The 14,466-nt window shown below is 29.1% G+C and carries 14 protein-coding genes and 1 riboswitch; of the genes, 8 read left to right on the plus strand and 6 right to left on the minus strand.

Annotated features, from left to right (window positions below):
- Positions 1–9: 9 nt before the first annotated feature.
- The 6 genes from R4I97_RS10100 to argC form a co-directional block, all read right to left on the minus strand.
- Positions 10–495 (minus strand): PTS sugar transporter subunit IIB, encoded by a 486-nt coding sequence (locus R4I97_RS10100; RefSeq protein ID WP_335784915.1) that lies wholly within the window; start codon positions 493–495, stop codon positions 10–12.
- A 25-nt stretch (positions 496–520) separates the two neighbouring features.
- A complete protein-coding gene (locus tag R4I97_RS10105) occupies positions 521–955 on the minus strand; it encodes a hypothetical protein (protein ID WP_335784916.1) in 435 nt (144 codons plus the stop codon).
- 295 nt (positions 956–1,250) lie between these two features.
- On the minus strand, positions 1,251–2,489 hold the full coding sequence (locus R4I97_RS10110; protein ID WP_335784917.1) for an aspartate aminotransferase family protein: 1,239 nt from the start codon (positions 2,487–2,489) through the stop codon (positions 1,251–1,253).
- Positions 2,490–2,517: 28 nt separating this feature from the next.
- Entirely contained in the window at positions 2,518–3,384 is an 867-nt protein-coding gene (gene argB / locus R4I97_RS10115; RefSeq protein WP_335784918.1) for an acetylglutamate kinase, read from the minus strand.
- A 38-nt stretch (positions 3,385–3,422) separates the two neighbouring features.
- Positions 3,423–4,652, minus strand: a complete 1,230-nt coding sequence (gene argJ / locus R4I97_RS10120; RefSeq protein WP_335784919.1) for a bifunctional glutamate N-acetyltransferase/amino-acid acetyltransferase ArgJ — start codon at positions 4,650–4,652, stop codon at positions 3,423–3,425.
- Between the two features lie 174 nt (positions 4,653–4,826).
- Complete coding sequence (gene argC, locus R4I97_RS10125) at positions 4,827–5,885, minus strand: N-acetyl-gamma-glutamyl-phosphate reductase (RefSeq protein ID WP_335784920.1); 1,059 nt, start codon at positions 5,883–5,885, stop codon at positions 4,827–4,829.
- 392 nt (positions 5,886–6,277) lie between these two features.
- Between argC and R4I97_RS10130 the strand changes: the two genes are divergently transcribed.
- The 8 genes from R4I97_RS10130 (at position 6,278) to R4I97_RS10165 (ending at position 14,450) form a co-directional block, all read left to right on the plus strand.
- Positions 6,278–7,219: an ABC transporter substrate-binding protein gene (locus tag R4I97_RS10130; protein WP_335784921.1), complete on the plus strand. Its 942-nt coding sequence runs from the start codon at positions 6,278–6,280 to the stop codon at positions 7,217–7,219.
- Between the two features lie 5 nt (positions 7,220–7,224).
- Entirely contained in the window at positions 7,225–8,235 is a 1,011-nt protein-coding gene (locus tag R4I97_RS10135; protein WP_335784922.1) for an iron ABC transporter permease, read from the plus strand.
- A gap of 6 nt (positions 8,236–8,241) precedes the next feature.
- Positions 8,242–9,012, plus strand: coding sequence for an ABC transporter ATP-binding protein (locus R4I97_RS10140; protein ID WP_335784923.1), 771 nt, complete (start codon positions 8,242–8,244; stop codon positions 9,010–9,012).
- A 74-nt stretch (positions 9,013–9,086) separates the two neighbouring features.
- Positions 9,087–9,230: riboswitch (cobalamin riboswitch) on the plus strand.
- Positions 9,231–9,456: 226 nt separating this feature from the next.
- Positions 9,457–10,821 carry an ethanolamine ammonia-lyase subunit EutB gene (locus tag R4I97_RS10145; RefSeq protein ID WP_335784924.1) on the plus strand — a complete coding sequence of 455 codons (1,365 nt, stop codon included), beginning with the start codon at positions 9,457–9,459 and terminating at the stop codon, positions 10,819–10,821.
- Positions 10,822–10,838: 17 nt separating this feature from the next.
- The gene (gene eutC / locus R4I97_RS10150) at positions 10,839–11,726 is read left to right on the plus strand and encodes an ethanolamine ammonia-lyase subunit EutC (protein WP_335784925.1); all 888 of its coding nucleotides are present in this window, start codon (positions 10,839–10,841) and stop codon (positions 11,724–11,726) included.
- Between the two features lie 14 nt (positions 11,727–11,740).
- The gene (gene eutL / locus R4I97_RS10155) at positions 11,741–12,397 is read left to right on the plus strand and encodes an ethanolamine utilization microcompartment protein EutL (protein WP_335784926.1); all 657 of its coding nucleotides are present in this window, start codon (positions 11,741–11,743) and stop codon (positions 12,395–12,397) included.
- Between the two features lie 18 nt (positions 12,398–12,415).
- A complete protein-coding gene (locus R4I97_RS10160; RefSeq protein WP_335784927.1) occupies positions 12,416–12,952 on the plus strand; it encodes a BMC domain-containing protein in 537 nt (178 codons plus the stop codon).
- Positions 12,953–12,971: 19 nt separating this feature from the next.
- A complete protein-coding gene (locus R4I97_RS10165) occupies positions 12,972–14,450 on the plus strand; it encodes an aldehyde dehydrogenase family protein (RefSeq protein ID WP_335784928.1) in 1,479 nt (492 codons plus the stop codon).
- Positions 14,451–14,466 lie beyond the last annotated feature (16 nt).

Below are 14,466 nucleotides of genomic sequence, written 5' to 3' on the forward strand. Positions count from 1 at the left end.
TCTCCTTTGTTATTTATAAAATTCTTTTATGATATCTTCATATCCAAGCTTTCGTCCAGTAGGAACAGCTTGCAAAAAAATTTCCTTATTTAATTCATGTAGCTTTTTTAAATTATTTATATCATGCTCATCTAAATATACCTGCATATCAATCATTTTCTTAGATTCAGCTTTTCTAATCCCTCCCAAACATATTGTTTTTATAGAATTCGTATTGTTACAAATAGTTAAAGCATCATCTATAGAAGCTGTGATAACTAGTATATTTCTATTTTCATGCTTAGGATTATTAATAACTAATATAGCACCTTCTATATTCTTTATGGATAACAAAACTTGAGGCGGAGTTGCCATACTAAAAGCAGCCTGCATCATCTTATCATTGACAGCCTGTTCATTTGCAACCAATAAAGTATCAGCACCTGTAAAAGATACCCAACTTACAGCGACTTGACCATGTACAAGACGATCATCAATTCTTAATAATTTTATCATAATTAATTACTCCTAAAATATATATTTATAATTCTTCTAAATTTTGATAATTTTTTTCAAGATAATTATTGACTAAATACATAGTTTCTTTTGTATCTGCTATAATGTCTTCTAATATCTCTTTATTCTTGGAATCATCTTCTCCAATATCAGCCATAACTATTTCTAATAATAAACCTAAATTTAACCCTGTTACTATATATATATTTTTCCTATGGGATAATGTTTCTAAAGCGGCTCTTGTAGTACTGCCTCCTACTATATCTGTGATAATTATAGTAGAAATATTATTATCATATTTTTCTATCTCTTTAATGATATTATCTTTTATATCTGATAATTGATCTGAAACTTCTAATGAAACACAACTAATATTCTCAACATTGCCATAAATAATTTTTAATGAATCTATTATTCCTAAAGCAAATTTGCCATGAGTAACTAAGATAATATTTTTCATATTGCTCTCCTTTTGATTTGTATATTCTTTTAAATATATTTGTATATACATTTATAATATAATACATAAATATTTTTAAATCAAGTTATTTGAATATTTTTATAACTAAATATTATAAAAAAACTATTATATATAAGATTTATATATAATAGTTTTTAGATAAATATTTATTTTATTAATATTTAGTTAAAGGATATAATTAAATTATGAAAATATTTTTTTAACAAAATTATTATACTTTTTTTATTGCCATATATTAAGACTATAAGTACAACAATTATATTTGTTTTAAAAATTAAATATTTTCTATACACTCACAAAGTATTGAAATAGCTTTTTCTAATTCTTTATCAGTTATTGTGAGAGGAGGAAGAAGTCTTATTTTATTTTTTGCTGTTAGTGGAATGACTCCTTTTAATATACATTTCTCAACTATTTCTCTTGCATTTAATCCATCTTTTAATCCTATTCCAAGCATTAAACCTATTCCGTCAACACTTACAACATTATTAAGTTTTGTTAATTTAGTTTTTATATATTTAGATTTCTTTTCAACTTCTTTTAATAAGTTTTTATCTATTATATTTAAAACTTCTAAAGCTCCTGCAGCAACAACAGGATTAGCACCGAATGTAGAAGCATGATCCCCCGGAACAAATACATCGGAACATTTTTTATTCATAAGTATAGCCCCTATAGGAAGACCTCCCCCTAAACCTTTTGCTAATGTAGTGATGTCTGGTTTTATACCAAAATGTTCAGAGCATAAAAACTTTCCTGTTCTTCCAACGCCAGTTTGAACTTCATCTACTATAAAAAGTATATCATTTTCTTCGCAGTATTTTTTTATCTTTTGTACATATTCTTTATCAAGAGGTATAACTCCGCCTTCACCCTGTATAAGCTCCATCATTATAGCACATGCATTATCTTTTAATTTTTCTATAGTGTCTTCATAGTTGTTTGCCTCTGCAAATGAAAAGCCTTCCAAAAATGGAAAAAAGTAATTGTGAAAAACTTCCTGACCTGTAGCAGAAATTGTACAGATAGTTCTGCCATGAAAAGAGTTTTTTAATGTTACAATTTTGTTTCTTTTATAATTTTTATCATTATTGGCATATTTATTGAATGAATATTTTCTTGCACATTTAATAGCAGCTTCATTTGATTCGGCACCAGAGTTGCAGAAAAATGCTTTATCGTATTTTGTGATAGAGCATAATTTTTTTGCTAAATCTATATAAGGTTTATTATAATAGAGATTTGAAGTATGCTGCAAAGTTTTTAATTGATTAGTTACAGCATTAATCCAATTTTTATTTCCATAACCAATGCTATTAACTCCAATGCCGCTTCCTAAATCAATATACTCTTTTCCTTCTACATCTTTTAATTTAGTGTCTTTTCCAGATTCCAAAACTAAATCGAATCTTGCATAAGTGTTAGCAACATATTTTTTACTATTATTAATATATTCTTTTTTTAATTTTGATTTTTCATTATTTTGATTATTATTATTTTTTTTGCATGCCATATTTTTATCCTTATTATTTTAATTTATTTTAATCTTTATAAAACATTGTTCCTATACCTTCATCAGTAAACATCTCTATTAATAATGAATGGCATAGTCTTCCATCTATTATAAACACTTTTGATACACCATTTTGTACTGCATTAATACAGTGTTGAACTTTAGGTATCATTCCTCCAGATATAGTTCCATCTTTTATAAGATTATCTATTTCTTTAATATTTATTTGGCTTATTAAAGTGCTTTCATCATCTTTATTTTGCAGAAGTCCAGGTGTATCAGTCATATATATTAATGTTTCAGCTTTTAGGCTTTCTGCAATTTTTGCAGCAGCAGTATCAGCATTAATATTATAAACATTTCCATCTTTATCACATCCAACAGTAGCAACTATTGGAATATATTTGTTTGTTACTATTGTATTAAGCAAATGAGTATCAACATCATCAACATCTCCAACAAATCCTAAATCAGTATCTCCTTTGTATTTGCTTACTTTAAACATGTTCCCATCAATACCGCATATACCTAAACATTTGCCTCCGCAGTTTTCAAGAGAAGCCACCAACTCTTTATTAACTTTTCCAGCAAGAACCATTTTTACTATTTCCGCAGTTTCGCTATCAGTGTATCTTAATCCATTTATAAACTTTGATTCTTTGCCTATTTTATTGAGCATAGCAGTAATGTCTTTTCCTCCCCCATGAACTACTATAACATTTATTCCCACAGTAGAAAGCAAAGCAACATCGCTCATAACTTTCTTTTTTAATTCAGGGTTTTCCATAGCACTTCCTCCGTATTTTATTACAACGGTTTTTCCCGTGTATTTTTGTATATATGGAAGTGCCTGATTAAGTATAAGTGCTTTATCTCTATTTGAAATATTATCCATTTTTATTTCCTTGTATCTATATTGCTTTATATAAAATTTTAGCTTCTGTATGAGCCGTTAATTTTTACATAATCATAAGTTAAATCACATCCCCAAGCTATAGCCTTGCTAGCCCCGCAGTTCATATTTATTGTAATTTTTATCTCATCTTCTTTTAATATTTTTAAAGCCTCTTCTTCATCAAACTTTACACCATATCCATCTTTATAAACATTCATCTCACCGTATTTTGAACCTACATTTATAGAAACTTTATTTATATCAAAATCAGCATCAGTATAACCTATAGCACATGAAATCCTTCCCCAGTTCATATCGCAGCCAAACATAGCAGCCTTAACTAAATTTGATGTTATAACAGATTTCGCTATTTTTCTTGCTAATTTCATATCGCTTGCATTCATTACTTCGCATTCTATTAACTTTGTAGCCCCCTCTCCGTCTTTAGCTATTGCTTTAGATAAATAAGTATTTGTCATATTTAATGCTTTGCAAAATATTTTATAATTATCATCTTCTTTATTTATTAAAGTGTTTTTAGCTTCTCCATTAGCAAGTACAACACACATATCATTTGTAGAAGTATCTCCATCAACGCTAACCATATTGTATGTAGATTTTGTATCCTCGCTTAAAGCCTTCTGAAGCATTTCACTTGATATATTGCAGTCTGTTGTGATAAATGCGAGCATTGTAGCCATATTTGGATGAATCATTCCGCTTCCTTTTGCTATGCCTCCAATATGAACTTTTTTGCCGTCTATTTCAAACTCATAAGCTATCTCTTTCATAAATGTGTCAGTTGTCATTATTGCAGCTGCAGCATTTTTAGCATGCTTATGAGAGTGATTTGCATTATCTATTAATTGTTTAATATTTTTTTCTATAGGCTCTATTGGTAATGGTACTCCTATAACTCCAGTAGATGCAACAGCTACTTCTTTTTCATCAATACTAAGTACATCGGCAGTAAGTTTGCACATCTCTTTTGCTATTTCTACTCCGTTTTTATTACAAGTATTAGCATTACCAGAATTGCATATAATAGCTTTTGCTTTTCCGTCTTTTAAATGTTCTTTACTTACTGTAATGTTTGCTCCGCATGCTTTATTTTGAGTATATACTGCCGCAGCAGAACATTGACTTTTACTATAAATTATTGCTAAATCTTTTTTTTCTTTATTTTTCTTTATTCCTGCATGTATTCCATTTGCGAAGAAACCTTCAGAAGCACATACACCGCCTTCAATTTCTTTAATATTTATCATTTTATTCTCCTATTTATTTATAAAATTAATTGTTGTTTAGTAAATTAATTTCTTATATGCTTGTTTTTTTATTGTTCTTTTTCCCGCAGCAAAAAGAACCAAAAAGTGCAAAATAGTTCTAAATAATTTTAATTATATTATTTTTAATTAAATATAATTATTTATCTATATTTATTAAAAAGCTGGAGGAATGAAATTCAATCCTTCAGCTTCTTCTAACCCTAAAGCTATATTCATGTTTTGTATAGCCTGTCCTGCAGCTCCTTTTACCATATTGTCTATTGTTGATACTATTATTAATTTGTTTGTTCTATTGTCTATATGCAAAGATATATCACAGTAATTTGAGTATTTAACATATTTTAAATTTGCTATCTCTCCAATATTTAATACTCTTACAAATGCTGAATCTTTATAAAACTCTTTATAAATGTTATGTATATCTTCCAATTTAAGATTTTTATTTTCTAATTTAGCATATATTGTTGAAACTATTCCTCTGTTTAATGGAAGCAAATGAGGAACAAAAGTAACTTTTATATCTTCACCGTATATGTTTGATAATGTTTGTTCTATTTCTGGTGTGTGTCTATGTTCAGCAATTTTGTATGGAGCAAATGCTTCATTACATTCAGTATAATGAGTATTTAATTTTAATTCACGTCCCGCACCAGTAGCTCCAGATTTAGAGTCAATTATAATATCATCTTTTTGTATTAATTTGTTTACCAAAGCAGGAGCTAATGCCAAACCTATAGAAGTAGGGTAGCAGCCGGGGTTTCCTATAATTTTAGCATTCTTTAATTGTTTCTTATTATATACATTATCATATTTAATTATTTCAGGTATTGAATAAATTGCCTCTTTATGAAGATTTTTATATTTGTATTCTTTGCCGTACCAATTTTTATAATCTTCTTCATCGTCCAATCTGAAATCAGCCCCCAAATCTATAAATAAAATATTTTTTTCAAAGCATTTATTTGCAATCTCATCGCTTAAACCAGCAGGAAGTGAGGCAAATACTACATCAGTGTTTTCAAATATTTCATTTTCATCTATTAATAATTTATCTAAGTTTTTATTTAAGTTAGGATATACTTCGTTTATGTTTTTTCCAACAAAACTTTTTGAAGAAATATTTTTTAATTCTACTTTACTATGAGATAATAGCAGTCTAATTAATTCTGCACCTGCATATCCTGTTGCACCTATAACGGATACTTTTATCATAATACAATACTCCTCTGTGATATTTAGAAATAATATGTTTTTTATTTTTTTAATGTTTTTGATGAAATTATTTTAATAAAAGAATTTTAGAGGCTTAACGCCTTGAAGAATGATTTGTAAAAAGAGTGTAGCTATTATTTATATTTTTCATTAGTTTTTTCCTAAAAATTTACTACAGAAAGTATTATACTATAAATGATAAAAAAGTCAATAAATTATATAATAATAATAAATTATTTTTTTATTATATTCAATTTATTTATATTACTTAAATAAAATATATTTAATATTATTTATTTGAATTAATATTTTATTGACAATATGAATCTTTAGAATTATAATTGCCAAACATTAAATTTGTTAAATAAAAATATTAGAAGGATTTGTCATTTATGAAAAATCTTACTATATATATAGTATTTATTTGTTTTAATATATTTTTGTTTTCATGTAATGATTCTAAAATAAATATAGAAGAGAATATAACAAAAGATAGAGTAGGAAATGAAATTATTTTACCAAAAAAAATAGAAAGTATAGCAAGTTTATCTCCTTCTTCTACGGATATTATATTATCTTTAGGTTTTGCTGATAAAATAATAGCAGTTGACTCTACTTCTAAAGAAATTTTATCTACTAACAATGTGGATATGTCTAATATTGCCGTTTTTGACATGTTTAATCCTGATTCAGAAAAAATAATATCTCTTAAGCCTGACATAATTTTTGTTAATGGTTTTAGTGTGTTTGGAGGAAAAAATTCATTAGATTCTATAAAGGCTTCTGGTATATGTGTGGCTGTAATACCTACAAGTGATACTATTAATTCTATAGAAGATGATATATTCTTTTTAGGAGATGTTTTATCTAAAACTGATGAGGCTTCTAACATTGTCAATATTATGAGCAGTAATATAGAAAAGATTAGAGCTATAGGCGATACAATAACTAATAAAAAGAAAGTGTATTTTGAAATATCGGCTTTGCCAAATTTATACACATTCGGTACTAATGTTTATTTAGACGACATGATAAATATTATAGGAGCATCAAATGTATTTTCGGATAGAAATTCTTGGATATCCACAACAGAAGAAAATGTACTCTTTTTAAATCCTGATATAATATTTACAAGTGTTGATTACATTAATAATCCTGATAAAGAAATATTAAGCAGAGCATCTTGGCAGAATGTAAATGCTGTAAAAAACAAAGATGTATATTATATAACATCAGCTTCATTGCCTACCCATAATATAGTTAATGCTTTAATAATGATGGCTAAATATATTTATCCTAATGAATATAAAGATATTGAATTGATTAGGAATTAATTGTAATGATAAAAAAGATAATAATAATATTGGTTTTAGTTTTTATTTCTACTATATTATCAATATGTATAGGGAGTGTATTTATATCGCCTAAAGAGATAGGAGCTATATTATTATATAAGTTGTTAAATATCGAGATTATGAATATAGATAAAATAAATTCTGATATTATAGGTATAAGGCTTCAGCATGCTATATTATCCTTATTTGTAGGAGCTTCACTTTCCATGACTGGAGTTGTTATACAATCTATATTAAGAAATCCATTAGCTTCTGCTTATAATTTGGGTATATCATCTGGTGCAGGTCTTGGGGCTGCATTACTTATAGTTATGCAGATATCTTTTAATCAGTATTTTTTTATAAGTACATCTATGATATTTGCTTTCATTACTATATTATTTATATTGTTTATATCTAATAGAATAGATAAATATATGAGTAATAATTCTATAATACTTGCAGGAATTGTAATATCGCTTTTTTTAAGTTCTGTAATGAGTTTTTTATCTTATATGTTTCCTAAATATTCAAATCAGATAATACTTTGGCAGCTTGGAAGCTTATTTGTAAGAAACAAATTAGATATTTTCATAATAATTTTTGCTACTTTAATATTTTTACTTATACTTATAAAATATTCAAGTGTATTGGATATTATGACTTTCTCAGATGAGACAAGTTTATCTTTAGGTATTAATGTAAAGAATATGAGAATATTTTTTATACTTATTTCGTCATTTATAACAGCAATGTTGGTTGCTTTTACTGGTATAATAGGGTTTGTTGATTTGGTGTCTCCTCATATAGCGAGGAAAGTATTTGGAGCTAAGCATATCATTGTTGTTCCTATGTCTGCTTTAATGGGGGCATTGCTTTTAAATATTTCTGATATATTTTCAAGGGTTATAGTAGAAGGTTCAAATATACCTATAGGGATTGTTACAGCTGTTATAGGTGCGCCTTTCTTTTTATATGTATTTATATCGAGCAGCAGTAGTAAAAAGGGAATGTAATTTTTTATGAATGATAAAGTAAATAAAATGCTTGAAGTAAAAGACTTATGTTTGAGCTATACAAATAAAAAAGATGTTTTGAAAGATATATCATTTGAGGCATATAAAAACGAAAGTTTATGTATTATAGGTCCAAACGGATGCGGGAAAAGCACACTTTTAAAATCTTTATGCAGAATAATAGATTTTGATAGCGGAAAAATACTTATTAATAATGAAGATATAAGAAAAATAGATACTTATAAAACTGTAGCTATAATGACTCAGATGTCTGCGATATATTTTGGCTACACTGCTTATGATACTATAATGATGGGTAGATATTTTAATTATAAAGATAAACTTTTGTCTATTCCAAGTAAAGAGGATAAAGAATTTGTAATTTATTATATGGAAAAATTAAAGATTATGCATTTAAAAGATAAGTTAATAACAGAGCTTTCAGGGGGTGAGCTTCAGAGGGTTTTTTTAGCTAGGACTTTAGTGCAAAATCCAAGCATAATACTTATGGATGAGCCTACTAATCATTTAGATTTGAATAGTCAGATAGAGTTGATTTATAATTTGAAAGAGTGGGTTAAAGAAGGTAGTCGATGTATTATAGCAGTTCTTCATGATATTAATGCTGTATTAAATTTTGCTGATAAATTATTGGTTTTAAAAAATGGCGGCTCTAAATATTTTGGAAGTATTGATGACTTTGATATTAGGTTATTGAATGATATATATGGTATTAATGTGGTTGAATATATGCACAATTCATTAAATAAATGGTGATTTTATTTTTTAATTTTTTTGTAAAAAACACCTTGATTTTTATTTATAATTATATTATACTTTATAATATAATTAGGAGGAAATAGGTTAGAATCCTATACGAGCCCGTCACTGTGTTTGGTAGCGAAACTTCTTTTTAATATTAAATCGCTAATATTAAAAAACCATTGCTTATTAGTGAGAAGGTGAAGCGTAGATAGCCATAAGTCAGGATATTCCTTTTTGTTACAAAACTCGGGAGCAGTTTTTATACAATCAGAATATTATAAACTCCCTAAGTCATAAACCTTGTATTTAGGATTTTAAGAGAATGATTTGTTAGTTTAAAGTATGTTTTTTTTATTATTTTAAAGTCAACCGCTTGATTTTTTGATATATATATACTATACTTTCTTTAGTAGAAAAGATTGGTTTTCTATAAATATTCTTTTGGAGTTTAAAGAGATGAGGTTGAAAACTAAACTTCTTAACACTGTGTATGAGTTTAAAGATTTAAAAGAAGTGTTAGGTAAAGCTAATGAAGAGAGGTCGGGGGATAGCTTAGTTGGTTTATGTGCTGAGACTTCTAAGGAAAGGGTTGCCGCTAAAGAGGTTTTGGCTAATTTAACCATAGCTGATATTAGGAATAATCCAGTTGTTTCATACGAGGAAGATGAAGTTACTCGTATAATACAGGATCAGGTGAATGAGAGGATTTATGATGAAATAAAAAACTGGACTATGTCTGATTTTAGGGAGTGGATATTATCTAATCACACAACAGGTGAGATGATAAAAAGAGTCAGCAGAGGTATTACTAGTGAAGTTGTTGCTGGTGTATGTAAGCTTATGTCAAATTTGGATTTGATATATGCAGCTTCAAAGATAAGAATAACAGCTCATTGTAATACTACTATAGGTCAAGAAGGTACACTTTCATTCAGACTTCAGCCTAATCACCCTACTGATGATGTAGATGGAATAATAGTTTCTACTATGGAAGGTCTTAGTTATGGAGTAGGTGATGCTGTTATAGGTTTGAATCCTGTAAACGATTCGGTAGAAAGTGTTACAAGAGTTTTAAATGCTTTTACAGATCTTAAAAACAAATTCAAGATACCAACTCAAGTTTGTGTTTTGGCGCACGTTACTACACAAATAGAAGCAATTAAAAAAGGCGCTCCATCTGATTTGATTTTCCAAAGTATAGCAGGAAGTCAGAAAGGTAATGAAGCTTTTGGTATAAGCGGAGATTTAATATCTGAGGCTTTAGATGTTGCTTTGCATTATGGTACAGGAGTTGGTCCTAACGTTTTATATTTTGAAACAGGTCAAGGTTCTGAGGCTTCGTCTGAGGCAAATCATGGTGCTGACCAAGTAACTATGGAAGCAAGATGTTATGGTTTTGCTAAAAAATATAGTCCATTCTTAGTAAACACAGTAGTAGGATTTATTGGTCCTGAATATCTTTACAATTCTAAACAAGTTATTAGAGCAGGTCTTGAAGATCACTTTATGGGTAAGCTTACAGGAATTTCTATGGGTTGTGATGCTTGTTATACTAACCACATGAAAGCAGATCAAAATGATATTGAGAATTTAGCTGTATTGTTATCAGCAGCTGGCTGTAACTACTTTATGGGAATACCAGCAGGCGACGATGTAATGTTGAATTATCAATGTACAGGTTATCATGAAGCTCCTACTTTAAGACAGCTTTTAGGTTTAAAACCTATAAAAGAATTTGAAGAATGGCTTGAAAATATGGGTATATGGAAGAATGGCAGACTTACAGATATAGCTGGTGATGCCTCTATATTTATGAAATAATATATAGGAGTTATAATATGCAAGAAGCAGAACTTGAATTATTGATAAAAAAAGTATTATCTAATATGGATATTAATAATGTATCTAAAAATTCTGTAACAAACAATAATGTGTCTTCTAATTCATCTTCATCATTTGCAGATGATTCTCCTTTAGAAGATTTGGGTGATATGGATTTCAAAAAAGAAATGAGAGTTCCTAATCCGCAGAATTTAGATATGTATATGAAACTTAAGCAAGCTACTCCTGGAAGAATAGGTATTTGGAGATCAGGTCCTAGATATACTACTAGGACTATGCTTAGATTTAGAGCAGACCATGCTACAGCACAAGATACAGTGTTTAAAGATGTTCCTGAAGAATTTATTAAAGAAAATGGATGGTGGTCTGTACAAACTAGATGTACAAGTAAAGATATGTTTTTGACACGTCCTGACCTTGGAAGAAGACTTAATGAAGAAGGTGTGAAGATGGTTCAGGAGAAATGTCAAAAAAGTCCGAAAGTTGAGATATATGTAGCTGATGGGTTATCATCAATGGCTGTAATGACAAATGCTAAAACAACTCTTCAGTCTATAGAGCAGTCTTTAAAATCATATAATTTAACTATAGGTACACCATTTTTTGTTAGATACGGTAGAGTTGGTGTAATGGATGAAATAGGAGAATTATTGGATGCTGATGTTGTTTGTACTTTAATAGGTGAAAGACCTGGATTGATAACAGATGAGAGTATGAGTTGTTATATGGCTTATAGACCAACTATAGGAATGCCTGAAAGTAGAAGAACAGTTGTTTCTAATATACATTCTGGCGGTATGCCTGCTTTAGAAGCTGGTGCTTATATAGCAGATCTTGTGAAAAAAATGTTAGAACAAAAAGTTAGTGGTATAGAATTAAAATAAAGGAGTTCATTTTTATGAGAGATGATAGCATAAAAGTTAATATATTGGCAGTTAAAATGATAACTAATGTAGATAAATCCATGGCTGAACAATTTAAACTTGATGGCAGCTATAAAAGTTTAGGTTTAATAACTACCGATTGTGATGATGTAGGATATACAGCTATAGATGAAGCTACAAAAAAAGCTGATGTTAAAGTTGCTTATGCACGTTCAATGTATGCTGGAGCATCTAATGCTAGTCAGAAGTATGCTGGAGAATTTATAGGTATATTAGCAGGGCCTTCACCAGCAGAAGTAAGAAGCGGATTAAATGCAGCAATAGATTTTATTAATTCAGGTGATGCTACATTTAAATCAGCTAATGAAGATGATTCTGTTGCATACTATGCTTATACAATTTCTAGAACAGGAAGTTATTTATCTGAACAGGCAGGTATAGCTTTAGGTTCTCCTTTAGCATATCTTGTTGCTCCTCCGCTTGAAGCTATGTATGCTATAGATGCAGCTTTGAAGGCAGCTGATGTTAAATTGGCTGTGTTTGGACCTCCTCCTTCAGAAACAAACTTTGCATCTGCATTTTTAACAGGTGAGCAATCTGCTTGTAAAGCTGCTTGTATGGCATTTGCTGAAGCTGTAAAATCAGTATGTTCTAATCCAACATTATTTTAATATTTAGGATTTCTGTGTATGGAATATGCTATAGGAATGATAGAAACTTATGGTGATGTGGCGGCTATTGAAGCATTAGATGCTGCTTTAAAATCTAGTAATGTTATTACACCTGTTATAACCTATATTGGAGGCGGTATAGTTACAATTAGTTTTTTTGGAGATGTTGCAGCTGTTAAAGTTGCTGTTGATTGCGGTGTGGCTGCCTCTCAAAGGGTTGGTATGGTTTTAAGTAGTACTGTTATAGCTAGATTAAGTGCAGAGGTGTTTGACACTATTTTTAAAGATGACTTCAACAAAGATAATGGTGGTAAAGAAGTAGATCTTTCCAATAGTATTGATAAAAAAATAGATTCTAATAATGATACTGTGAATACTACAAAACATAATAATGATGCTGTTGTTAATGAAGTAACAGATGTTTCAGAAGATAATGATGGCAGTGATTTAAACGACAATGTTATTAATATGGATGGTATGTTATTAGATGATAATTTAATTGATGAATCCTCTGATAAAAAAAATCCTAAAAAGAGAAAAAAGAAAAAGAAATAATTGATAAATAGGACAGTATATGGAAACAATAAAAGATGTTGATCTTATATCTATACAAGAGACAAGGGATTTAGTAGAGAAAGCTTATGAGGCACAAAAGGGATTTGAAAAGTTAGATCAAGAAAAAACGGACAATATAGTTAATTCTTTGGCTAGGGTACTTTATGAAAATTCAGAATATCTTGCTAAATTAGCGTGTGAAACTACTAAATTTGGAAGATGGGAGGATAAGAAGACTAAAAATATACTTGCTAGTGAAATATTAAATGATTATATGAAAAATATAAAAACTAGAGGTATAATCAAGGAAGATAATGATAATAAAATATATGAAGTAGCTGTACCTATGGGAGTTGTTGCAGGTATAATCCCTACTACAAATCCAACATCTACTGTTATATTTAAAACTTTAATATCATTGAAAGCTGGCAATGCTATAGTTTTTAGTCCGCATCCTAGAGCTTTAGAATGTATATTAAAAACGGTCGAAATAATAAAGTCTGAATTAAAAAGATTAGGTGTAGATGATAATTTAGTAGGTTGCATATCTAATCCTACAATGGTTGCCACATCAGAGCTAATGAAGCATGATAAAGTTGCCATAATATTAGCTACTGGCGGTTCAGCTATGGTTAAAAGCGCTTATAGTTCTGGCAAACCTGCATTGGGAGTTGGTCCGGGTAATGTTCCAGCTTATATTGATAAAACAGCAAATGTTGAAAAAGCGGTTGCAGATATTTTATGCAGTAAGACGTTTGATAATGGTACTATTTGTGCTTCAGAGCAGTCTATTATAGCGCATTCTGCAGTTTCAGATCTTGTTAAAAAAGAATGTATAAAACAAGGTGCTTATATCCTGAACGAAGAAGAAAAGAAAAAAGTAGAAAAAATACTTGTTGGACCTACCGGAGCATTTAATCCGAATATAGTTGGACTCGACGGAAAAACATTAGCTGATATGGCAGGTATAAAAGTGCCAGAATATACCAGGGTTTTGATTGCACCAGAAACTGGAGTTGGTAAGAAATTTCCTTTCTCTATAGAAAAATTAACTTGTATTTTAGCTTTCTATGAAGCAAAAAATTTAGATGATGCTAAATATATAGCTTTAAGTTTGATAAGATTTGCTGGTATGGGGCATAGTTGTGCTATACATGCTAATGATAAGGAAAGAATTCTTAATTATTCATCAGTTATGCCAGTATCACGCGTGTTGGTAAATACTCCTACTAGCCAAGGTGCTGTGGGTTATGCAACTTCTTTGACTCCATCATTTACTTTAGGATGTGGAAGTTATGGAGGAAATGCCACAAGTGATAATATAAGTGTTTTACATTTATTTAATAGAAAGAGAATTGCTTATGGAGTTAATGATATATCTAAAATTAAAGATTTCTCTAACGGCAGTTCTAATAATAGTATGAATAATATATATAATGATGAATTTATAAATAAAATCATTATAGAAGTAAAAAAAGCATTAAATAATAAAATATAATTTAGGAGGAAATTCT

Source organism: Brachyspira pilosicoli (assembly GCF_036997485.1).
In the GTDB taxonomy this organism is placed as follows: Bacteria; Spirochaetota; Brachyspiria; order Brachyspirales; family Brachyspiraceae; genus Brachyspira; species Brachyspira pilosicoli_C.